The organism is Mesorhizobium bavaricum (assembly GCF_056781655.1).
On sequence record NZ_CM165566.1, the window covers coordinates 5,596,544 to 5,617,696 of the forward strand.

Consider the following 21,153-nt stretch of genomic DNA (forward strand, 5'->3'; position numbering starts at 1 on the left):
CGCTATCAGCCTTTCTTCACCCGGTAGGTCTGGTGGCAGGTGCCGCAATTGGACGCGATGGCGCCAAATTGCGTCTTCAACGTATCGATGTCCGCGGGAGCGGCAGCAGTCGCTGCCTTGACGTCGGCGAGATATTTGGCGTTGGCCGCCTTGAAGCCGGCCATGTCTTCCCAGATCTTCGGCGACGCCGTGGTATCGCCCGTGTCGCTGCCCGCCGGGAACAACGCGTCGACGTCGATTTTCTCGGCATTCGCCTGCAATGCCTGCAGAGCGGTGAGCACAGCGGCGGCATCAAAGGGGTCCTCGCCCTTGACCGCTTTCGACAGGCCGCCGACGATCTTTCCACGCTCCTTCATCAGAGCCTGCCGATCGAGGATAGGGTCGGCAAAAGCCGCCGAACCAGCGAGTGCGAGCATTGAGATGGCGATGACAAGCTTTCTCATTCATTTGGCTCCATGAAGGCATTTGGGGGGATGAAGGCATTTGGGGGATGAACGCATTTCGGGACTGGACGTTAACGGATGCGGCGGGGGGAATATTCCTTTCTCCCCGGAAGAATTTTCCGGACTTTCACCGGTACGAGGCCCCGACGCGGAATAAGAAAAAACCCCGGGGATGCCGGGGCTTTCTGCAGATCGATCAGGACATCAAACGCGTCGTGTCCAAACGGACTCGAACGACGCGGTTTGAGTCTTTGTTTTCGTGCATGTCGTCGTCCCAAAACTGCTGCGCACTTTTGGGCGACATGCATCAGGCCTTTTCGTACAATTCGAGAACGTGATCCCAGTTGATCAGGCTGTCGACGAAAGCCTCGAGATATTTCGGCCGGGCGTTGCGATAGTCGATGTAATAGGAGTGCTCCCAGACGTCGACGCCAAGGATCGGCGACGCGCCATGGACGAGCGGGTTCTCGCCATTCGGCGTCTTCGAGATCGCCAGCTTGCCATCCTTGACCGAGACCCAGGCCCAGCCGGAGCCGAACTGCGTCGTGCCGGCGGCGATGAAATCGGCCTTGAACTTGTCGTAGCCGCCGAGATCGCTGTCGAACGCCTTCTGCAGGGCGCCCGGCAACTTGTTGCCGCCGCCGCCCTTCTTCATCCACTTCCAGAAATGGATGTGGTTGTAGTGCTGGGCAGCGTTGTTGAAGAGGCCGGCATTCTTGCCGAACGACTGCTTGACCACCTCTTCGACCGACAGATCGCCCAAGCCAGCCTCGGCGGCCAGCTTGTTGCCGTTGTCGACATAGGCCTTGTGGTGCTTGTCGTGGTGATATTCCAGCGTCTCTTTCGACATGTAAGGCTGCAAGGCCTCATAGTCGTAAGGCAGAGCGGGCAATTCAAAAGCCATGGGTAGTACTCCCTCGTGGAAAATCCGGTGTCGATACCGGATTAAGATAGGTCTGGATTGAGCTGGAACAACTCCGGAATGAAGCGCCAGTTCCCTTTCTAAGCGGGTTGCGGAAAACTGTCACACGGTTTTCCGGCAACGACCCTTGCAGCGACAAAAGGCCAATGGGGGGCGCGTCAGCCGGCCGACGTCGAATGCGCCCAATCCCAATAGAGCTCGCGTGCCTTCTTGGCCACCGGCCCTGGTTGCAGATTGCGATCCTCGATGCGCGTGATCGGCACCACCTTGGAATGGTTTCCGGTCGAAAAGATCTCGTCCGCTTCGAGGAAATCCCGTATCGACAGCGTCTTTTCGGTGGTTTTGAAGCCATACTCACCCAGCAGCGTCATGGTGCGCGAGCGGGTGATGCCGGACAGGAAAGTGCCGTTTGGCGCGGGCGTCATCACATGGCCATCCTTGACCAGGAAGATGTTCGACGTTCCGGTCTCGGCGACGTTGCCCAGCATGTCGAGCACCAGCGCGTTGTCGAACCCGCGCATCTTGGCTTCGAGAATGGCGCGGCCGTTGTTGGGGTAAAGGCAGCCGGCCTTGGCGTTGGTCGGCATGGTTTCGATGGTCGGGCGCCGGAACGGCGACACGGTCACCGAAAAACCGGTCGGCGGGATCATCGGCGATTCATAGAGGCAAAGGCAAAAACGGGTCGACGCGGGATCGGCCGGCACGCCCATATAGCCGCCATGCTCGGCCCAATACATCGGCCTGATGTAGACGGCGGTCTTGCCGTCGAACTTCTTCAACCCGTCCCAGGTCAGCCCGACGATCTTGTCGGCGGTCATCGACGGCTTGAGGCCGAGCGCAATCGCCGAAGAATTCACCCTGGCGGCATGAAGAGCGAGGTCGGGTGCGACGCCTTCGAACCAGCGGCCGCCGTCGAACACGCTGGTGCCAAGCCACATGGCGTGGCTGCGCGGCCCCAAAATGGCGACATTGCCCTCGTGCCAGTCACCATCGACGAAAGTCCATGTCGCGGATAGTGCCGCAGCCGCCAGTGTCATCGCGTTGTCCCGTTTCAATCGATCTCGTGTCACGGCATTGGAAGATGCTTTGGCGGGCGCCGTCAACCGGCATCGAGGAGTTTTGTTGAGGCCAGCGGCGAGTGCGGTGCAATCAAAGCTTGCACCTTGTTGCGCCTCGCCTCAAAACTGTTGCCATGCAATACGCCGCCTATGTTTTCGACGCCTATGGCACGTTGTTCGACGTGCATGCCGCCGTGCGCCGTCATGCCGATCAGATCGGGCCGGACGGCCAATTGCTGTCCGAAATCTGGCGCGCCAAACAGCTCGAATATTCGTGGGTGCGCACGCTGATGGGCGCCTATGCCGATTTCTGGCAACTGACCGAACAGGCGCTCGATTTCGCCTTGCGCAAGGTGCCCTCGGCCGATCCCGGCCTCAAGGCGAAATTGCTGGACGCATATTGGCGGCTGGATTGCTATCCGGAAGTGCCAGCTGTGCTCAAGGCGCTCAAGGCTTCGGGAGCGAAACTGGCGATCCTGTCCAACGGTTCGCCCGAAATGCTGCAGGCAGCGGTCAAATCCGCCGCGCTCGACCAGGTTCTGGACGACATCTATTCCGTCGATACGGTGCGGCGCTTCAAGACCGATCCGGCGGTCTACGACATGGCCACAACTGGGTGGCGCCTCTACCCCAGTGCGGTTTCCTTCCAGTCCTCCAATCGCTGGGACATTGCCGGTGCGACCAAATTCGGCTTCCGCACGGTCTGGATCAACCGTGCCAACCAGCCAGAAGAGTACCGGGACTTCCCCCCGGCCCTGATCCTGCCGTCGCTCGAAGCACTGGTGCCCGGCAGCTAGGCTGCACCTGTGTCTCTGGCGCCACAGTGGCCGCGCAGTCACAGCTTCGCCTTTGTTTGTCCACGTTCGAGCCAGAATCGGAACCGCCTATCGCGCCGGGTGTTGTCAGACATCCACGCGGCGGTCGGCGTTTCACGCTTTGTTGCGATTTGAGACCTAAAGAAGGCAACCATGTCCATAACCGAAATCGAATCCTATCGCCTGAGCCGTCGCGGCTTTCTCAACGCCGCTGCATTGGGCGCCGCTTCGATTGCGGTTTCCGCGTGTGCCACCACCGGACCGGAACCGGTCGAGCCGCCGCCGCCAACCTATGTCGAGCCGCCCCTGCCCGACTATGCGACCATGTACGCGGCCGTCAGCGATGGCGGCTTCGACCTTCCGGCCATACCGTTCGAGAAGATCGATCCGCAGTTCCTGCGCCAGATCGTTCCCGATCCGACGGGCCAGAAGCCCGGCACCCTCGTCGTCGATACGACGGGGCACCACCTCTATCTCGTGCGCCAGGGCGGCCAGGCCATCCGCTACGGCGTCGGCCTCGGCCGCGCCGGCTTCGAATGGTCCGGCGACGCCGTCGTCCAGTGGAAGCAGAAGTGGCCGAAGTGGACGCCGCCGGATGAAATGGTCGCCCGGCAGCCGGAACTGAAGCCATACAGCGCCGACAATGGCGGCATGCCCGGCGGACTGAAGAACCCCCTCGGCGCGCGCGCTCTCTATTTGTTCCAGGGCAATGTGGACACGCTCTACCGCTTGCACGGTTCGCCGGAATGGCAGTCGATCGGCAAGTCGGTCTCGTCGGGCTGTGTTCGCTTCATGAACCAGGACATCATCGATCTCTATGATCGGGTGCCCTCGAAAAGCCCGGTCATCGTTACCGCCGATATCAATCAGCCGATGGTGGCGGCGACGGCCAATCGCCGGGCTATCCCGATCGACGCCGGCGTGCCGGACGGATCGATCCTGCTCGGGCCGTTGAACGAGGTCACCAACTCGATCTTCTGATCTGCGAGGCCGCGGCAGCGCCGCTGCCTCCAGCCTTACCGCCCTCTCGACAGACTGCCGAGAATACCGCGCACGATGGCGCGGCCGACCGACGAGCCGACCGATCGAACCACCGACTTGATCGCCGCCTCGGCCACCGTCTGGCGATTGGACGGGCGCGGTGCCGGCGCACGCCTGCCACCTGGTTGCGGTGCCGGATCGTCATTGCCGAAGCCGGGAATGGTCCAGCGCGAGCCGCCACTGCCCGCCTGCTGCGCCTGTTCTTCGGCGTCCTGCGCCTCCCTGGCCTTTTTCTGCAGCATCTCGAAAGCCGATTCGCGATCGACGACCTGATCGTACTGGCCGGCGACCGGGCTTTCCTGGATCAGCTTGCGGCGCTCGTCAGGCGTGATCGGCCCGAGGCGCGAGGATGGCGGGCGGATCAGCGTCCGCTGCACCATGGACGGCACACCCTTGGTTTCGAGCGTGGAGACCAGTGCCTCACCGGTGCCCAGCTGGGTGATGGCGGTGGCGCAATCGAAGTCGGGATTCGGCCTGAAGGTTTCGGCCGCGGTCTTCACCGCCTTCTGCTCGCGCGGCGTATAGGCGCGCAACGCGTGCTGCACCCGGTTGCCGAGCTGGGCGAGAACGGTTTCGGGAACATCCAGCGGGTTTTGCGTGACGAAATAGACGCCGACGCCCTTTGAACGGATCAGGCGGACAACCTGCTCGACGCGGTCGATCAGCACCTTCGGCGCGTCCTCGAACAGCAGATGCGCCTCATCGAAGAAGAACACCAGCTTCGGCTTGTCGGGATCGCCGACTTCCGGCAGCACCTCGAACAGCTCCGACATAAGCCACAACAGGAAGGTCGCGTAGAGCCGCGGATTCATCATCAGCTTGTCGGCGGCAAGCACGCTGATGGCGCCTCGCCCGTCACGGGTGGTGCGCATGATGTCGGCGATGCGCAGCGCCGGCTCGCCGAAGAAATGCGCCGCACCTTGCTGCTCCAAAACCAGCAGCGTGCGCTGGATGGCTCCCACGGACGGTTTCGTCACATTGCCATAGCGCGAGCCCAACTCGTCGGCGCGCTCGGCGATGTTGGACAGCAGCGCCTGCAGGTCCTTCATGTCGAGCAGCAGCAGGCCTTCCTCGTCCGCCAGGCGGAAGGCGATGTTCATGATCCCTTCCTGGGCCTCGGTCAGGTTCATCAGACGCGACAAAAGCAACGGTCCCATTTCGGAAACGGTGGCGCGGATCGGATGGCCCTGCTCGCCGAACAGATCCCAGAAGATGACCGGGAATTCCTGGAAGTCGTAGGGGTCGAGCTTGACCTGTTCGGCCCGCTTGACCAGGAAATCCTGCGCCGTGCCCATCATGGCGATGCCGGACAGATCGCCCTTGATGTCGGCGCAGAACACCGGCACGCCGGCGTTGGAAAAACCTTCGGCCAGAATCTGCAAGCTGACGGTCTTGCCGGTGCCGGTGGCGCCGGTCACCAGTCCGTGACGATTGCCATATTGCAGCAACAGGTGCTCGGCACGCTGATAGCTGTCGTCCGGCTTGCGGCTGGCGCCGATGAAAATACTGGTTTCGTCAGCCATATGTCCGGTCTCCGCAAACTGATGTGTTTAAAGCCAGTGGCCTTGCCGCAGGTATAGTGAGGCCGTTGCACAGCGACAATGCAATTGTCCAAAACGGGGCCAATCGTCCAAAACGGGGCCAATCGTTCAGATCGGGCCAATCGTCAAAATCGGTTTTTTGGAACTTGCGGATTTTGCCGGTGTTTGGCAATCGTTCATGGTTCGTCCATGCAGGCTACCTATATCTGATGGATTGAATTCCGACCCTGAAAGCGCATTGCATTGCGATATCGGACCGGGAACCGTAGACTGAACTGCTCCAGGCTGGTGCGGTCGCATGAAACGAGGAAGACGGATGGGCGCCGGAGCCTTGATCCAGGACGTTGAACCAGAGAATGCCGAGCGCCAGCGATGGCTGGCCCTGGCGGAAAAGGCGTTGGCCGGCGCATCCTTCGAGGAAAAGCTGGTCTCCCATACCGACGACAACATCCGAATCGAACCGCTTTACGAGCGCAGCATCGCAGCCGAACCGACGGTGCGCGCAAACCCGAAATCGCCCTGGATCGTCAGCCAGCGCATCGATGATCCAGATATCGACCGCGCCAGGGCCCAGGCCCTAGAGGACGTGGCGCAAGGCGCGACGGGATTGTCGCTTGTCTTCGAAGGAGCGCCAAACGCGTTCGGCTACGGCCTGCCGAGGACGGCGCAGGCGCTGGAGACGGTGCTGGACGGTGTGCCGCTCAACCGTATCCAGGTCCGTATCGACGCCCATCCCTGGAGCCGCGCCGTGGCTGACTGGCTGGTGGCGTTCCTGAGCAAGCGCCGTTCGGACCCGGCGAAGCTCAACCTCTCCTTCGGCATCGATCCGGCGGCGATCTTCGCCGGAACCGGCCGGCTGCGCATGTCGATCGAGGCACTGCAGGCGTCGATGCCGCAGTCGTTGGCGCATTTCTTCTCGATGGGCGTTCCGGGCGTGCTGCTGGAGGCGGACGGGCGTGTGTTCCACAACGCCGGCGCCACGGAAGCGCAGGAGCTTGGCATCATGCTGGCCTCGGCTGTCTCCTATCTCAGAATGTTCGAGACGGCACGGCAGCCGCTCGTCTATGCCGCACCGCATATCGGCTTCGCGCTCAGCGTCGACCAGGACCAGTTCCTGTCGGTAGCCAAGGTCAGGGCGCTGCGCAGGCTCTGGGCACGGCTGCAGGAGGCCTGCTCGATCCCCAATACCACGGCCAATATCCATGCCGAGACGTCGTTTCGCATGATGACGGCCATGGACCCGGAGACCAACATTCTGCGCACCACAATTGCCTGCTTTGCCGCGGCATCTGGCGGCGCCGATTCGATCTCCATCCTGCCGCATACGATCGCACATGGCTTGCCGGCGGATTTTGCGCGTCGCGTTGCCCGCAATGCGCAGCTGATCATGGCCCATGAAAGCCATATCGATCATGTCGCCGATCCTGCCTATGGGTCCGGCGCGGTCGAATCGCTGACCGCGGAACTGTGCGAGATGGCCTGGGCGGAATTGCAGACAATCGAGGCCGAGGGCGGCGTCTTGTCCAGCCTTCGCGACGGACACATCCAGAAGCGCGTTCACGCCGCGGCGGCGCGGCGCCACGCAACCTACCTGGCTGGCGAGCGGACCATCATCGGCACCACGCTCTACCCGTCGAAGAGCGAACGCCCGGTCGAGACGCTGGCAGCGGAACCGCGGCCTGCCTTCACCGATGGCGTTGCCGTCTGCGAACCCCTGTTTCCGGTCCGCATCGACCAATCGATCGGAGCCGCCTCTTGATCCCTGATTTCAGCCAGATCGGCTGGGTGCCGCCACGCCGCACTTCCGTCGAGGTCAAAGGCCAGCGGACGACGCCGGAAGGGCTTGTCGCCAAGCATCTTTACAATCAAAGCGACCTCAAGGGGTTGCCGTATCTCGACACCTATCCGGGCCTGCCGCCTTTCGTGCGCGGCCCGTACCCGACCATGTATGTCCAGCAGCCCTGGACGATCCGGCAATATGCCGGCTTCTCGACGGCCGAGGAGTCCAACGCTTTCTACCGGCGCAATCTTGCCGCGGGCCAGAAGGGGCTGTCGGTCGCCTTCGATCTCGCCACGCATCGCGGCTATGACAGCGACCATCCGCGCGTCGCCGGCGACGTCGGCATGGCGGGCGTCGCCATCGATTCCATCCTCGACATGCGGCAGTTGTTCGACGGCATTCCGCTCGGCGACATGACGGTCTCGATGACGATGAACGGGGCGGTGCTGCCGATCATGGCGCTTTACATCGTCGCGGCGGAAGAACAGGGCGTTGCGCAGCAGGATCTCGCCGGGACCATTCAGAACGACATTCTGAAGGAGTTCATGGTCCGCAACACGTACATCTATCCGCCGAAGCCCTCGATGCGGATCGTCTCGGACATCTTCTCCTACACGTCGAAGAACATGCCGAAGTTCAATTCGATATCGATCTCCGGCTACCACATGCAGGAGGCCGGCGCGACGGCCGACCTGGAGCTCGCCTATACGATCGCCGACGGCATCGAATATGCTCGCGCCGGCGTTGCGGCGGGCCTCGATATCGACCGCTTCGCGCCGCGCCTGTCCTTCTTCTGGGCGATCGGCATGAACTTCTTCATGGAAGTCGCCAAACTGAGAGCCGCGCGCCTGTTGTGGGCGACCCTGATGAAAAAGAATTTTTCGCCCAAGGACGAGCGCTCGCTGTCGCTGCGCACCCATTGCCAGACCTCGGGCTGGTCGCTGACGGCGCAGGACCCCTACAACAACATCATCCGCACCATGATCGAGGCGATGGCGGCGACGCAGGGCCACACGCAGTCGCTGCACACCAATTCCTTCGACGAGGCGATGGCGCTGCCGACCGACCATTCGGCGCGCATCGCCCGCAACACGCAGTTGATCCTGCAGAAGGAATCCGGCACCACGCGCATCATCGACCCGTGGGGCGGTTCGGCCTATCTCGAGCGGCTGACGCATGACCTGGCGGCGCGCGCGCTTGCCCATATCGAGGAGATCGAGGCTCTCGGCGGCATGGCCGCCGCGACCGAACAAGGCATTCCCAAGCTGCGCATCGAGGAAGCCGCTGCCCGCACGCAGGCGCGGATCGATTCCGGCGAGCAGATGCTGGTCGGCGTCAATGCGCATCGTCCCGGGACCGACATCGAGGTCGACGTGCTGAAGATCGACAATGCCGAAGTCAGGGCGCGGCAATTGTCGAAGCTGCAAAGCCTGAAAGGCACACGCGATGTCGGCGCGGTCGAGAGCGCGCTCGATGCGCTGACCCGTGCCGCGCAAGGCAATGAAAACCTGCTGGAGTTCGCCATCCGCGCCGCGCGCGCCAATGCCACGGTCGGCGAGATCTCGTTCGCGTTGGAAAGAACCTTTGGTCGCCATGTCGCGACGGTTCAGACCATTTCCGGCGTCTATCGAAAGGCACTCGGCGACAATTCCGTGGTCGACGGACTGCAGGACAAGCTCGAAGCCTTTGAGAGGAAATCCGGCGGCAAACCGCGCATTCTCGTTGCCAAGATGGGACAGGACGGCCACGACCGTGGCCAGAAAGTCATCGCCACGGCCTTCGCCGATCTCGGCTTCGACGTCACCGTCGGAGCAATGTTCCAGACACCGGACGAAATCGCCAGGCTGGCGGTCGCGCAGGACGTCCATGTCATCGGTGCCTCGTCATTGGCGGCGGGGCACCTGACGCTCATTCCCGAGCTGCGCGACGCGCTGAAAAAGCTCGGCCACGGCGATATGCTGATCGTCGCCGGCGGCGTCATCCCGCCACAGGACTATGACGCGGTGCTGCAAGCAGGTGCGGCGGAAATCTTCCCGCCGGGCACCGTCATTCCGGAAGCAGCGGATCGCTTGCTGGACCGGCTGCTATCGGCCTGACAAGCCTCTGTTATAATATCTGTTGCAACGAACGCTGATTGCGTTATAATCAGCGTTGCAACAGGATTCCCGTCATGAACACCACCATACGCAAGATCGGGAATTCCGAAGGTGTGATCCTGCCCAAGGATCTCCTTGACCGTCTGAACATGAAGACAGGCGATCGACTCCAGATTATCGAAACGGACAAGGGTATTGCTCTTGAGCCGGTAGACGACAGTTTCGAGCGGCAGATGGAAGCTGCTCGTAAGGTCATGGACAAGTACAAGGTCGCACTTCAGAAACTCGCCGAATGAGCTGGGAGTTTCTGTCACGTCGCGTGGTCGAGGCGATGCATGCGGAGCAACTGCGCAGGCATGGCGGAGCACAAGGTTTGAGAGATGAAAACGCCCTCGAACCGGCGCTCGCGCGCGCTGAAAACAAGGCGAACTATGGAGACCCATCGGTCGAGGATTTCGCCGCCGCCTATGTCTTTGGCATTGCCAGAAATCATGCCTTCGTTGACGGTAACAAGCGCACTGCCATCGTGGCGGCCGGCGCATTTTTGATTGTGAACGGCCATGTCCTGACAGCCGACAACGGCACGCTTTATGAATTCGTCATGGCGGTCGCTTCAGGCCAAATCGATGAAGCCGGAGCCGCAGCTTTCTTCCGCGACCATGTCGCCAAGCTCGAAGATTAGCTGTCCGACAGCTTGACGATTTCCCATTCCTTGCCGTTGACCACCGCTACGTCGCCGACCTTCTTGCCGAACAGGGCGACGGCCATCGGCGACACGTGGGAAATCGTGCCCTTGGCCGGATCGGCCTCATCCTCGCCGACGATTTTCCAGTGCACCTTCCTGCCGTCATCGGCCTCAAGCGTAGCGCCCATGCCGAAGCGCACAAGGTCGCTGCCCGGTTCCGGCACCGACAACTCGGCGCTTTCGCGCCGGGCGGTCCAATAGCGCAGGTCGCGCGACACCACCGCGATGCGCTCGCGGTCCGCCTTCCTTTCGGCTTTGGCCAGTATATCGCGCAGATCGGCCAGATTCTCCTCGATCATCGCCAGGCCGCGCTCCGTCACTAGGTTGCGGTGGTGGCTGATCGGCCGCTCGCCGACGCCGGCAATGGCGTTTTCGCTGTCTTCCTCGCGGGTGAAAGCTCTGCTCATTTCTTGAACTTAGGCGCGGAGAGGCTGCTCGACAAGCCATTGTCGCTGCGCCGGTGAGGAGCGCCAGTACGTCTGGCACGATTCCTGCGGTGTCGGGGTTGAACGCCAGGACCCTGTGCCGATGTTGAACAGACGAACGCTGCTAACCGGAACCGCCGGCTTTGCCGTCATGGGCCTTTCGCTTGGCAGAGCGGCGGCCGCCAGCCTGACCGGCATCGAGAAAGCCTCGATGCGGGGTTCGATCAACGCGACCGAACTTGGCGTGTCACCTGGCACCTTTGATGATCAGAGCAAGGCCTTCGCCAAGCTGCTGCGCGGCGCAAACGACCGCGACATGCCGGTGTTTCTGCCACCAGGCACCTATGTGGTGTCCAACCTCTCGCTGCCTGGCCGCGTGCGTCTTTCCGGCGTGCCGGGCGCCACGCGGATCGTCTATGGCGGTGATGGCCACCTGTTCATGGCCGAACAGGCCGACCATATCGAACTGAGCGGGCTGGTCTTCGACGGCAGCAACCGCTCGATGGGCGACTACGCGCAAGGGCTGCTCGATCTGCGTCGGGTCGCGCACCTCGTCGTCGACAATTGCCAGATAACCGGCAGCGGCAAGAACGGATTGGCGCTGGAACACGCGGCGGGTCGGGTCGAGCGCTCGGAGATATCGGGGGCTGCCGATGCTGGCATCTATTCGGTCGAGGCCGGCGGGCTGGCGATCACGGGCAATACTATTTCAGACTGCGCCAATGGCGGCATTCTGGTGCACCGATGGCAGGCGGCGGAAGACGGCACCATGGTCACCGGCAACCGCGTCGAGCGCATCCAGGCGCGCAGTGGCGGAACCGGGCAGAACGGCAACGGCATCAACGCCTTCCGGGCCGGCAATGTCGTTATCTCGGGCAACATCGTGTCCGATTGCGCCTTTTCGGCGATCCGCGCCAACAGCGCCAGCAATCTGCAGATATCAGGCAACACCTGCTCACGCTCGGGTGAGACCGCGGTCTATTCCGAATTCTCCTTCGAAGGCGCGGTCATCAGCAACAACATCGTTGACGGCGCCGCCAACGGCATCTCGATCGTCAACTTCAACGAAGGCGGCCGCATGGGTGTCTGCTCGGGCAACATCGTCCGCAATCTGTCGACCAGCGGCCCCTACCCCGCCGACCCGCCCGGCTTTGGCGTCGGCATCGGCGTCGAGGCCGACACGACCGTTTCAAACAATGTCATTGAGAACGCGCCGCTCTATGGCATGCAGATCGGCTGGGGGCCGTACCTGCGCAATGTCGTGGCCGCGGGCAACATCATCCGCAAGGCTGGAACCGGCATCGTCGTCAGCGTGGTCGAGGGCGCCGGTACGGCCGTCATATCAGACAACGTCATCGACGGCGCGCTCAACGGCGCCGTCGTCGGCCAACGCTGGGCCGAGCCGGCGACAGGCGACCTGTCATCGTCGGACAAGAGCGGCTATGCCCATCTGACTGTCGAGCGCAATCACGTCAGTTGAGTGCCGGACTTCTAGTTAAAGCCACGGTGGGCCTGAGCGCCCCGACCTTGGCGCCGTTCCGGCTTTCAATCGGAGCGTTGGCCAGTTCGAGCAGCTTCGCCGCCAAGGCCTCGTCGGCGTGCAGCAGCCTGGCAATGACGGCGGCGACCATGGCTTCGCCAGCGCGGGGGGCACCGTCATCGCATTTCAGCGCAATGCCGAGGCCAAGCTCCGGCAGCGCCGCGCAATAGACGCCTTCGGCGCCGCCCTTCGCAAAAATCCGCCCGGGTGCAGCCTCCATCAAGGCGACATCGGCGCGGCCGGTACCGGCGACGAAGAACGGTTCTGCCATGCAAGCGGCCAGCAACTGCCTCGCGGCCTTGGCCCGCTCGGGACCAAAACCATTTGTCGTGGCCATGCGGGCAAAGCCGAGGGCGAAGCTCCTGAGCGGCACCGCGTAGGTCGGGATCGAGCAGCCATCGGTTGCCCGTTCGTCGGCACCATGGACAGCGCCCGTGACCGCCTGCATGGCGTCGCGTACCATCTCCTGCAAGGCGTGCTCCGGCCGAACATATCCACGGTGTGCAATGCCCGCGTGGACGCAGGTGCAGAGGAAGCCGGAATGCTTGCCGGAGCAATTGTTGTGCAACGCGTTCGGCGAACCGCCGGCGCGGGCAAGCGAAATTTCCGCGTCGTGATTGGAGGGCCAATGCCCGCCGCATTCGAGTGCTGAGCCGTCTAGCCCGGCCTTGGCCAGCATGGCCCGCGCCAGTTCGACATGCGCCGGCTCGCTCGAATGGGACGCACAGGCAAGCGCCAGTTCGCGATTGCCAAATCCATAGGCATCCGCCGTGCCGCTTTCGACCAGCGGCAATGCCTGGATGGCCTTGACCGCCGAGCGCGGGAACACCGGCCTCGACGTGTCGCCGATTTCCCAGACCGGCTTGCCGTCGGCATCGAAGACCGCGACAGCGCCACGGTGCGCGCTCTCGACGATCGCGCCGCGCAAGACTTCGATCAGAACCGGATTTGTCATGTCACCTCCCTAGCGCATGACCTCGAAGAATCGGTCTTCGAAAAGGATCATGCGCAAAATCAAAGTGTTACAGCGTCCTTTGCGCGCCTCAAAAGGCGCGCGGCGCTGCAATGCGGGCGGTTTATCTGATCCGGTCGAGAATGGAAACGTAGTTGGCGACGGCCGCGCCACCCATGTTGAAGATGCCGCCGAGTTTCGCACCCGGCACCTGGATGCCGCCGCCTTCGCCGACAAGCTGCATGGCGGTCAAAACATGCATCGATACGCCGGTGGCACCGATCGGGTGGCCCTTGGACTTCAGCCCTCCGGACGGATTGACCGGCAGCCGGCCATCCCTGGCGGTCTCGCCGCTCATGGCGAGCTTCGCCCCCTCGCCCGGCCTGGCCAGACCCATCGCCTCGTATTCGATCAGTTCGGCGATGGTGAAGCAGTCATGCGTCTCGACAAAGGACAGATCGTCCAGCGTCACGCCGGCCGATTTCAGCGCCCGGGTCCAGGCCTGTTCGCAGCCTTCGAAGGTCAGGATGTCGCGCTTCGACATCGGCAGGAAATCCTGCACATGCTCGTTGGCACGGAAGGCTACGGCGCGGCGCATCTTGAGTGCCGTCGCGGTGTCGGCAAGGACAAGGGCGGCGGCGCCATCGGAGACCAGCGAGCAGTCGGTGCGCTTCAGCGGACCGGCAACAAAGGGGTTCTTTTCGCTTTCCTGGCGGCAGAACTCATAGCCGAAATCCTTGCGCATCTGCGCATAGGGATTGTCGACGCCGTTCTTGTGGTTCTTGGCGGCGATCATCGCCAGCGCGTCCGACTGGTCGCCATAGCGCTGGAAATAGGCCTGGGCGATCTTGCCGAAGACGCCGGCGAAGCCCGCCGGGGTGTCGCCATCCTCGGGCAGATAGGAGGCCTTGAGCAGGTTCTTGCCGATCTCTGGGCCGGGCGTCGTCGTCATCTGCTCGGCGCCGACCACCAGCACGATGCGGGCGGCATTGGCGTCAATGGCACGGATGCCCTGCCTGACTGCTGCCGACCCCGTGGCGCAAGCGTTCTCGACGCGCGTCGCCGGCTTGAAGCGCAGCCGGTCGTCAGCCTGCAGCACCAGGCTGGCGGTGAAATCCTGCGCCGAAAAGCCGGCGTTGAAGTGGCCGAGCACGATCTCGTCGACCTCGTCCGGACCGATGCCGGTATGGTCGAGCGCGTCCGTTGCCACCTTGACGATCAGGTTTTCAAGCGTCTCGCCCTCAAGCTTGCCGAAACGCGAATGCGCCCAGCCAACGATGCATGCGGTCATGGCGGTCTCCATCCTTGGCGCCAGCCTATCATGTGGCTCATGGCGCACTTCGCCTTTATTGTTCAAATATAAACAATCATCCCCGCTCCGGGAAGAGCCGGAACCAGACAATCGCTTGGCACAGGCCGAGCCGGTGTCGATTTTTTTGTTGATTGACCCGTCAATAAAAAATAATCCTGCTTCAAAGGACAGTAGCGAGATGCCGAAAGTCGGAATGGAACCCCTGCGCCGCAAGGCGCTCATCGATGCGACGATCTCGGCGATCGGCGAGCGCGGTTCGCTCGACGTGACCATGTCCGAGATCGCCGGACGCGCGGGCGTGTCCTCGGCCCTTGCCCATCATTACTTCGGCGCCAAGGACGAACTGCTGCTGGCGACGATGCGCCACATCCTGGCCGAACTCACCATCGACATGCGGCGCGCGCTTGGTGCAGCCAGCAGCCCGCGCAAGCGCGTTTCGGCGGTCGTAGCTGTCAACTTTTCCGACCTCCAGTTCCAGCCGGAAACCATTGCCGCATGGCTCGCCTTCTATGTCGAGGCGCAGAAATCGGCGGCGCTGCGCCGGCTGCTCAAGGTCTATGCGCGGCGCCTGCACTCCAACCTGTTGAGCGGGCTGACCGGCATCTTGCCGAGAGCCGAAGCCGATCGCGTCGCCGAAGCGACCGCAGCGCTGATCGACGGGCTCTACATCAGGCGCGCGCTGAAGGACGGCGTGCCCGACGCCGCGACCGCGATCGCGCTGGTCGAGGACTATCTCGAAACCAAACTCGGCGAGCGGCGCAAACAGTGACAACGAAGCGATCCAACTTCCTGATCGTCATGGTCGATCAGCTCAACGGGACCCTGTTTCCGGACGGGCCGGCCGCGTTTCTCCATGCACCGCATCTGAAAGCGTTGGCCGCACGTTCGGCACGGTTTGCCAACAACTACACCGCCTCGCCGCTCTGCGCGCCGGGCCGCGCCTCGTTCATGAGCGGGCAGTTGCCGTCGCGCACCGGTGTTTATGACAATGCGGCCGAATTCGTCTCGTCGATCCCGACTTTCGCGCACCATCTGCGCGCCGCCGGCTACTACACCTGCCTGTCAGGCAAGATGCATTTCGTCGGACCGGACCAATTGCACGGTTTCGAGGAGCGGCTGACCACCGACATCTATCCGGCCGATTTCGGTTGGACGCCAGACTATCGCAAGCCCGGCGAGCGCATCGAATGGTGGTATCACAATCTGGGCTCGGTGACCGGCGCCGGCATCGCCGAGACCACCAACCAGATGGAGTATGATGACGAGGTCGTCTTTCTGGCCACGCAGAAGCTCTATCAGCTTTCGCGCGAGCAGGACGATACGAGCCATCGGCCCTGGTGTCTCACCGTCTCCCTGTCGCACCCGCACGACCCCTATGTCGCGCGCAAGCAGTATTGGGATCTCTATGAGCATTGCCAGGCGCTCGACCCGGAAACCGGGTTCATTGCGCATGACGAGCAGGATACGCATTCCCAGCGGCTGTACCACGCCAGCGACTATGCCTCTTTCGAGATCACCGCTGAGCAGGTGCGTCGTTCCCGGCGCGGCTATTTCGCCAACATCTCCTATGTCGACGACAAGCTCGGCGAGCTTCTGGACGTTTTGCGGCGAACGCGCATGCTCGACGACACCGTCATCCTGTTCTGCTCGGACCACGGCGACATGCTCGGCGAGCGCGGCCTGTGGTTCAAGATGAGCTTCTTCGAGGGTTCGGCACGGGTGCCGCTGATGGTTGCCGGCAAAGGCGTTCGCGGGGGGTTGATCGAGGCGCCGGTCTCCAATCTCGATGTGACGCCGACGCTTTGCGACCTCGCCGGCATCGACATCGGGGCGATAGCCCCGTGGACCGACGGCCAGTCGCTGCTGCCGCTCACCGAGGGCAGTGAGCGCACCGCGCCTGTGTTGATGGAATATGCAGCGGAAGGCTCCTGCGCGCCACTCGTTGCAATCCGCGACGGCAGATACAAATTCGTCCATTGCGAGCTCGACCCGCCGCAACTGTTCGATCTCGAAGCCGATCCGCTCGAGCGACACAATTTGGCCGACGATCCCGTCAATGCGAGCCTGGTGGCGGCATTCATGGGCAAGGTCCGGGCGCGCTGGGACATGGCCGGCTTCGACGCCGCGGTGCGCGAAAGCCAGGCGCGGCGCTGGGTCGTCTACCCGGCGCTGCGCAACGGCGCCTATTACCCCTGGGATTTCCAGCCCCTGCAGAAGGCGTCCGAGCGCTACATGCGCAACCACATGAACCTCGACAATCTCGAAGAGAGCAAAAGGTATCCGCGCGGCGAATGATGATGACCCTCGTCCCCACCCTCGACCATCTCAAGCAGGCCTATGCCGTCACCGCCAAGGCGACGCAGATCACGCCGCTGTTGGAATCGGCAGCCCTTGCCAGAGAGACCGGCGCTGCCCGCGTTTTCATCAAGCCGGAATCGCTGCAATGGGCCGGATCCTTTAAGATACGCGGCGCCTATTGGCGGCTGAAGCAGCTTTCGGCCGACGAGGCGAAGAAGGGCGTTGTCGCCTATTCCTCAGGCAATTTCGCGCAAGGGCTGGCGGCGGCCGGCCAGGCGCTCGGCATTCCGGTGACCATCGTCATGCCGATCGACGCACCGGCTGCCAAGCGCGACGCCACGGCGGGCTATGGCGCCCGCGTCGTGCTGACCGATCATGGCGAGCGTGCGCGTGAGGAAGTCGCCGCCGCCAAGGCGCGCGACATCGCCGAGACCGAGGGGCTGGCTTTGCTGCATCCGTTCGACGATCCGGAGATCGTCGCCGGCCAGGCGGGCGCCGGCCTCGAAGCGCTCGACCAGCTTGCCGCCAAGGACGCCAGCGCCGATCTCTTGTTCTGCTCGGTCGGCGGCGGTGGACTGATCGGCGGCGTTTCGCTCGCTTTCCACTATCTGTCGCCCGCCACCGAGATCATCGGCGTCGAGCCGGAAGGCTTCAATGGCATGGGCTCGTCGCTGGCGCATGGCAGCATCGAGACGATGCCGATCGGCCCGAAGTCGATCTGCGACGGGCTAATGTCGCGACGGCCGGGCGACGCACCGTTCGCGGCGGTCAAGGCCGCCGGCGTTCGCGGCATCACCGTCGACGATCAATCGGTGCGGCGCGCCATGCGGATCGCCTTCGAGCGCATGAAGCTGGTGCTCGAACCGTCGGGGGCCGCCTCGCTGGCGGCACTGCTCGGCGGCAAGGTGGATGTGCAGGGCAAGACCGTGCTCGTGATGGCAACTGGCGGCAACGTTTCGCTCGCCGATTTCATGGCGCATATGAACCATGCTTGAAGCGGATTTCGTCATCATCGGCTCCGGCTCGGCCGGCTCGGCCATGGCCTATCGCCTGTCCGAGGACGGCAAGCATTCGGTCATCGTCATCGAATTCGGCGGCACCGATATCGGGCCGCTGATCCAGATGCCGTCGGCCCTTTCCATCCCGCTCAACATGAGCCTCTACGACTGGGGCTTTGCCAGCGAGCCGGAACCGCATCTGGGCGGCCGAGTGCTGGCGACGCCGCGCGGCAAGGTCATCGGCGGTTCGTCTTCGATCAACGGCATGGTCTATGTGCGCGGCCACGCCCGCGACTTCGACCATTGGGCCGAAGAAGGGGCTACCGGCTGGGGCTTTGCCGACGTGCTGCCCTACTTCAAGCGCATGGAGAACAATGACGGCGGCGAGGATGGCTGGCGCGGCCACGGTGGCCCGTTGCATGTACAGCGCGGCTCGCGGCGCAATCCGCTCTACGGCGCCTTCGTCGATGCCGGCCGCCAGGCCGGGTTCGAACTGACCGACGATTACAATGGCTCCAAGCAGGAAGGCTTCGGGCCGATGGAGCAGACCATCCGCGGCGGCCGCCGCTGGTCGGCGGCGAGCGCCTATCTCAAACCGGCGCTCGGGCGGAAAAATGTGAGTCTGGTCAAGGGCTTTGCCCGGCGGGTGATCATCGAGAATCAACGCGCCATCGGCGTCGAGATCGAAGCTCACAAACAGATTCAGGTCGTTAAGGCACGACGCGAGGTGATCGTCGCCGCCTCGTCGATCAATTCGCCGAAGATCCTGATGCTGTCGGGCATCGGTCCGGCCGAGCATCTGAGGGAAAACGGCATAGAAGTGGTGGCCGACAGGCCCGGCGTCGGCCGCAATTTACAAGACCATATGGAGCTCTACATCCAGCAGGAATCATTGCTGCCGATCACGCTGAACTCGGTGCTCAACCCGTTCTCGAAGGCGCTGATCGGGGCGCAGTGGCTGTTCTTCAAGACGGGGCTTGGCGCCACCAACCATTTCGAGGCAGCCGCCTTCGTGCGCTCGCGCGCCGGCGTCGACTACCCCGATATCCAGTACCACTTCATCCCGGCGGCGGTCCGCTATGACGGCAAGGCGGCGGCCAAGTCGCACGGCTTCCAGGCGCATGTCGGGCCGATGCGGTCGAAGTCGCGCGGCTCGGTGACGCTGCGCTCGCCGGACCCGAAATCGAAGCCGGTTATCCGCTTCAACTACATGTCGCATCCGGACGACTGGACGGAGTTCCGTCACTGCATCCGGCTGACCCGCGAGATCTTCGGCCAGTCGGCGTTCGACTCCTATCGCGGCAAGGAAATCTCGCCGGGTTCGCACGTCCAGTCGGACGACGATCTCGATGTCTTCATCAGGGATCACGCCGAGAGCGCCTACCATCCTTGTGGCACCTGCAAGATGGGCCGCGCCGACGACATGATGAGCGTCGTCGATCCGGAATGCCGGGTCATCGGCGTCGACGGCTTGCGGGTCGCCGATTCCTCGATCTTCCCGCGCGTCACCAACGGCAACCTCAATGCGCCGTCGATCATGACCGGCGAGAAGGCTTCCGACCATATTCTCGGCCGCACGCCGCTGGCGCCGTCCAACCAGGAACCATGGATCAATCCGCGCTGGCAGGCGTCGGACAGATAGAGCATGATCCGCCCAACAGATTGAGCCGTCCGATAGATTGAGCCGCCCGCCTGGGCGAAGACGATTTGGAGACCTCCCATGCGCGCCCAGCCCACGGCATCGCACTATGTCAACGGACGCTACATCGACGATGAGCAAGGCGCGCCGCTGCCGGTCATCTATCCGGCAACCGGCGAGACCATCGCCATGCTGCGTTCGGCGACGCCGAACGTGCTGGAACTCGCCGTCGAGGCCGCACGTGCCGCGCAGCCTGCCTGGGCACGGCTGAAGCCGGTCGAGCGCGGACGGATCCTGCGCCGTGCCGCCGACATCTTGCGCGCCCGCAACGCCGATCTCGCCCGCATCGAGACGCTCGACACCGGCAAGGCGATCCAGGAAACGCTGGTGGCGGACGCGCCGTCCGCCGCGGACTGCCTGGAATATTTCGGCGGCGCGGTCGCCGCCTACAATGGCGAGTCCGTCTACCTCGGCGGGCCCTTCGCCTACACCCGGCGCGAAGCGCTCGGCGTCTGTGTCGGCATCGGCGCCTGGAACTATCCGATCCAGATCGCCGGCTGGAAATCAGCGCCTGCGCTCGCCATGGGCAACGCAATGGTGTTCAAGCCGTCGGAAAACACGCCGCTTTCGGCGCTGGCGCTGGCCGAAATCTACAGCGAAGCCGGCCTGCCCGATGGGCTGTTCAACGTCGTGCAGGGCTATGGCGATGTCGGCGCCGGGCTCGTCGGCCACGATGTCGTCGCCAAGGTTTCGGTGACGGGCTCGGTGCCGACCGGGCGCAAGGTGCTGTCGCTTGCCGGTTCGAAGATGAAGCACGCGACGATGGAGCTTGGCGGCAAGTCGCCGCTGATCGTCTTCGACGATGCCGATCTCGAAAATGCCATTGGTGGCGCCATGCTCGGCAATTTCTATTCGACCGGCCAGATCTGCTCCAACGGCACGCGGGTCTTCGTGCAGAGCGGCATCCACGACCGCTTTGTAGATCGTTTGATCGAGCGGACGAAGAAGATCCGCATCGGCGATCCGCTCGACCCCGAAACCCAGATGGGGCCGCTGGTCTCCAAGGCGCAGCACGAGAGGGTGGTCGGCTATATCGAGGTCGGCAAGCAGGATGGTGCTGTTCTCGCCTGCGGGGGCAAGGTGCCCTCGCTGCAGGGCTTTGATGGCGGTTTCTTCGTCGAGCCGACGGTCTTCACCGGCGTCACCGACACGATGCGCATCGCGCGCGAAGAGATTTTCGGGCCGGTGATGAGCGTGCTGAAATTCGACGGCGAGGACGAGGTGATCGACCGCGCCAACGACACAGAGTTCGGCCTTGCGGCGGGCGTCTTCACGCGCGACCTGCCGCGTGCCCATCGCGTCATCGCCGAGTTGCAGGCCGGTACCTGCTGGATCAACGCCTACAATCTGACGCCGGTCGAGATTCCGTTCGGCGGCTTCAAGCAGTCCGGCATCGGACGCGAGAATTCGCTGGCGGCGCTGGCGCTCTATTCGCAGCTGAAGTCGATTTACGTCGAGACCGGGGATGTGGCCAGTCCCTACTGAGCC

At 63.2% G+C, this 21,153-nt stretch carries 19 protein-coding genes; 12 read left to right on the plus strand and 7 right to left on the minus strand.

The genetic code is table 11. The annotated features are described in order from the left end of the window. Positions 1-5: 5 nt before the first annotated feature. The 3 genes from AC1RZR_RS27465 to AC1RZR_RS27475 all read right to left on the minus strand — a co-directional run bounded on the left by AC1RZR_RS27465 (position 6) and on the right by AC1RZR_RS27475 (position 2,402). Entirely contained in the window at positions 6-443 is a 438-nt protein-coding gene (locus tag AC1RZR_RS27465; RefSeq protein ID WP_481826582.1) for a c-type cytochrome, read from the minus strand. A 307-nt stretch (positions 444-750) separates the two neighbouring features. Next, positions 751-1,347 carry a superoxide dismutase gene (locus AC1RZR_RS27470; RefSeq protein WP_056563640.1) on the minus strand — a complete coding sequence of 199 codons (597 nt, stop codon included), beginning with the start codon at positions 1,345-1,347 and terminating at the stop codon, positions 751-753. A 176-nt stretch (positions 1,348-1,523) separates the two neighbouring features. Further along, positions 1,524-2,402: a branched-chain amino acid aminotransferase gene (locus AC1RZR_RS27475; protein ID WP_477276621.1), complete on the minus strand. Its 879-nt coding sequence runs from the start codon at positions 2,400-2,402 to the stop codon at positions 1,524-1,526. 155 nt (positions 2,403-2,557) lie between these two features. On the opposite strand from AC1RZR_RS27475, the gene AC1RZR_RS27480 reads away from it, so the two are divergent. After that, positions 2,558-3,220 carry a haloacid dehalogenase type II gene (locus tag AC1RZR_RS27480; RefSeq protein ID WP_379105973.1) on the plus strand — a complete coding sequence of 221 codons (663 nt, stop codon included), beginning with the start codon at positions 2,558-2,560 and terminating at the stop codon, positions 3,218-3,220. Positions 3,221-3,391: 171 nt separating this feature from the next. Further along, complete coding sequence (locus tag AC1RZR_RS27485; protein ID WP_477275974.1) at positions 3,392-4,219, plus strand: L,D-transpeptidase; 828 nt, start codon at positions 3,392-3,394, stop codon at positions 4,217-4,219. A 35-nt stretch (positions 4,220-4,254) separates the two neighbouring features. Here the strand turns inward: AC1RZR_RS27485 and AC1RZR_RS27490 are convergent, their stop codons facing one another. Continuing rightward, positions 4,255-5,802, minus strand: coding sequence for a helicase HerA-like C-terminal domain-containing protein (locus AC1RZR_RS27490; RefSeq protein ID WP_477275972.1), 1,548 nt, complete (start codon positions 5,800-5,802; stop codon positions 4,255-4,257). A gap of 334 nt (positions 5,803-6,136) precedes the next feature. On the opposite strand from AC1RZR_RS27490, the gene AC1RZR_RS27495 reads away from it, so the two are divergent. From AC1RZR_RS27495 to AC1RZR_RS27510, 4 genes are all read left to right on the plus strand, one after another. Next, positions 6,137-7,579 (plus strand): methylmalonyl-CoA mutase subunit beta, encoded by a 1,443-nt coding sequence (locus tag AC1RZR_RS27495; RefSeq protein ID WP_481826583.1) that lies wholly within the window; start codon positions 6,137-6,139, stop codon positions 7,577-7,579. Next, positions 7,576-9,696, plus strand: a complete 2,121-nt coding sequence (gene scpA / locus AC1RZR_RS27500) for a methylmalonyl-CoA mutase (RefSeq protein ID WP_481826584.1) — start codon at positions 7,576-7,578, stop codon at positions 9,694-9,696. Before AC1RZR_RS27495 ends, scpA begins: the two co-directional genes overlap by 4 nt. Before the next feature lie 74 nt (positions 9,697-9,770). Further along, entirely contained in the window at positions 9,771-9,992 is a 222-nt protein-coding gene (locus AC1RZR_RS27505; protein WP_477275967.1) for an AbrB/MazE/SpoVT family DNA-binding domain-containing protein, read from the plus strand. Beyond that, a complete protein-coding gene (locus tag AC1RZR_RS27510) occupies positions 9,989-10,378 on the plus strand; it encodes a type II toxin-antitoxin system death-on-curing family toxin (protein ID WP_477275966.1) in 390 nt (129 codons plus the stop codon). The genes AC1RZR_RS27505 and AC1RZR_RS27510 overlap by 4 nt, the downstream gene beginning before the upstream one ends. On the opposite strand, the gene greA is transcribed toward AC1RZR_RS27510, so the two are convergent. After that, a complete protein-coding gene (greA, locus tag AC1RZR_RS27515; RefSeq protein WP_477275964.1) occupies positions 10,375-10,848 on the minus strand; it encodes a transcription elongation factor GreA in 474 nt (157 codons plus the stop codon). The genes AC1RZR_RS27510 and greA overlap by 4 nt on opposite strands. A gap of 121 nt (positions 10,849-10,969) precedes the next feature. Here greA and AC1RZR_RS27520 point away from each other — a divergent pair, with 121 nt between their 5' ends. Further along, the gene (locus AC1RZR_RS27520) at positions 10,970-12,346 is read left to right on the plus strand and encodes a TIGR03808 family TAT-translocated repetitive protein (protein WP_477275962.1); all 1,377 of its coding nucleotides are present in this window, start codon (positions 10,970-10,972) and stop codon (positions 12,344-12,346) included. Here the strand turns inward: AC1RZR_RS27520 and AC1RZR_RS27525 are convergent. After that, on the minus strand, positions 12,339-13,361 hold the full coding sequence (locus tag AC1RZR_RS27525; RefSeq protein ID WP_481826585.1) for an asparaginase: 1,023 nt from the start codon (positions 13,359-13,361) through the stop codon (positions 12,339-12,341). The genes AC1RZR_RS27520 and AC1RZR_RS27525 overlap by 8 nt on opposite strands. A gap of 121 nt (positions 13,362-13,482) precedes the next feature. Next, a complete protein-coding gene (locus AC1RZR_RS27530; RefSeq protein WP_477275958.1) occupies positions 13,483-14,649 on the minus strand; it encodes an acetyl-CoA acetyltransferase in 1,167 nt (388 codons plus the stop codon). Between the two features lie 199 nt (positions 14,650-14,848). On the opposite strand from AC1RZR_RS27530, the gene betI reads away from it, so the two are divergent. The 5 genes from betI to betB all read left to right on the plus strand — a co-directional run bounded on the left by betI (position 14,849) and on the right by betB (position 21,150). Beyond that, complete coding sequence (gene betI / locus AC1RZR_RS27535) at positions 14,849-15,439, plus strand: choline-binding transcriptional repressor BetI (protein ID WP_477275956.1); 591 nt, start codon at positions 14,849-14,851, stop codon at positions 15,437-15,439. Then, positions 15,436-16,965 (plus strand): choline-sulfatase, encoded by a 1,530-nt coding sequence (betC, locus tag AC1RZR_RS27540; protein ID WP_481826586.1) that lies wholly within the window; start codon positions 15,436-15,438, stop codon positions 16,963-16,965. The genes betI and betC overlap by 4 nt, the downstream gene beginning before the upstream one ends. Beyond that, positions 16,962-17,963 (plus strand): threonine/serine dehydratase family protein, encoded by a 1,002-nt coding sequence (locus tag AC1RZR_RS27545; protein WP_481826587.1) that lies wholly within the window; start codon positions 16,962-16,964, stop codon positions 17,961-17,963. The genes betC and AC1RZR_RS27545 overlap by 4 nt, the downstream gene beginning before the upstream one ends. After that, positions 17,956-19,608, plus strand: a complete 1,653-nt coding sequence (gene betA, locus AC1RZR_RS27550; RefSeq protein WP_481826588.1) for a choline dehydrogenase — start codon at positions 17,956-17,958, stop codon at positions 19,606-19,608. Before AC1RZR_RS27545 ends, betA begins: the two co-directional genes overlap by 8 nt. 78 nt (positions 19,609-19,686) lie before the next feature. Beyond that, positions 19,687-21,150 (plus strand): betaine-aldehyde dehydrogenase, encoded by a 1,464-nt coding sequence (gene betB, locus AC1RZR_RS27555; protein ID WP_481826589.1) that lies wholly within the window; start codon positions 19,687-19,689, stop codon positions 21,148-21,150. Positions 21,151-21,153: the final 3 nt, after the last annotated feature.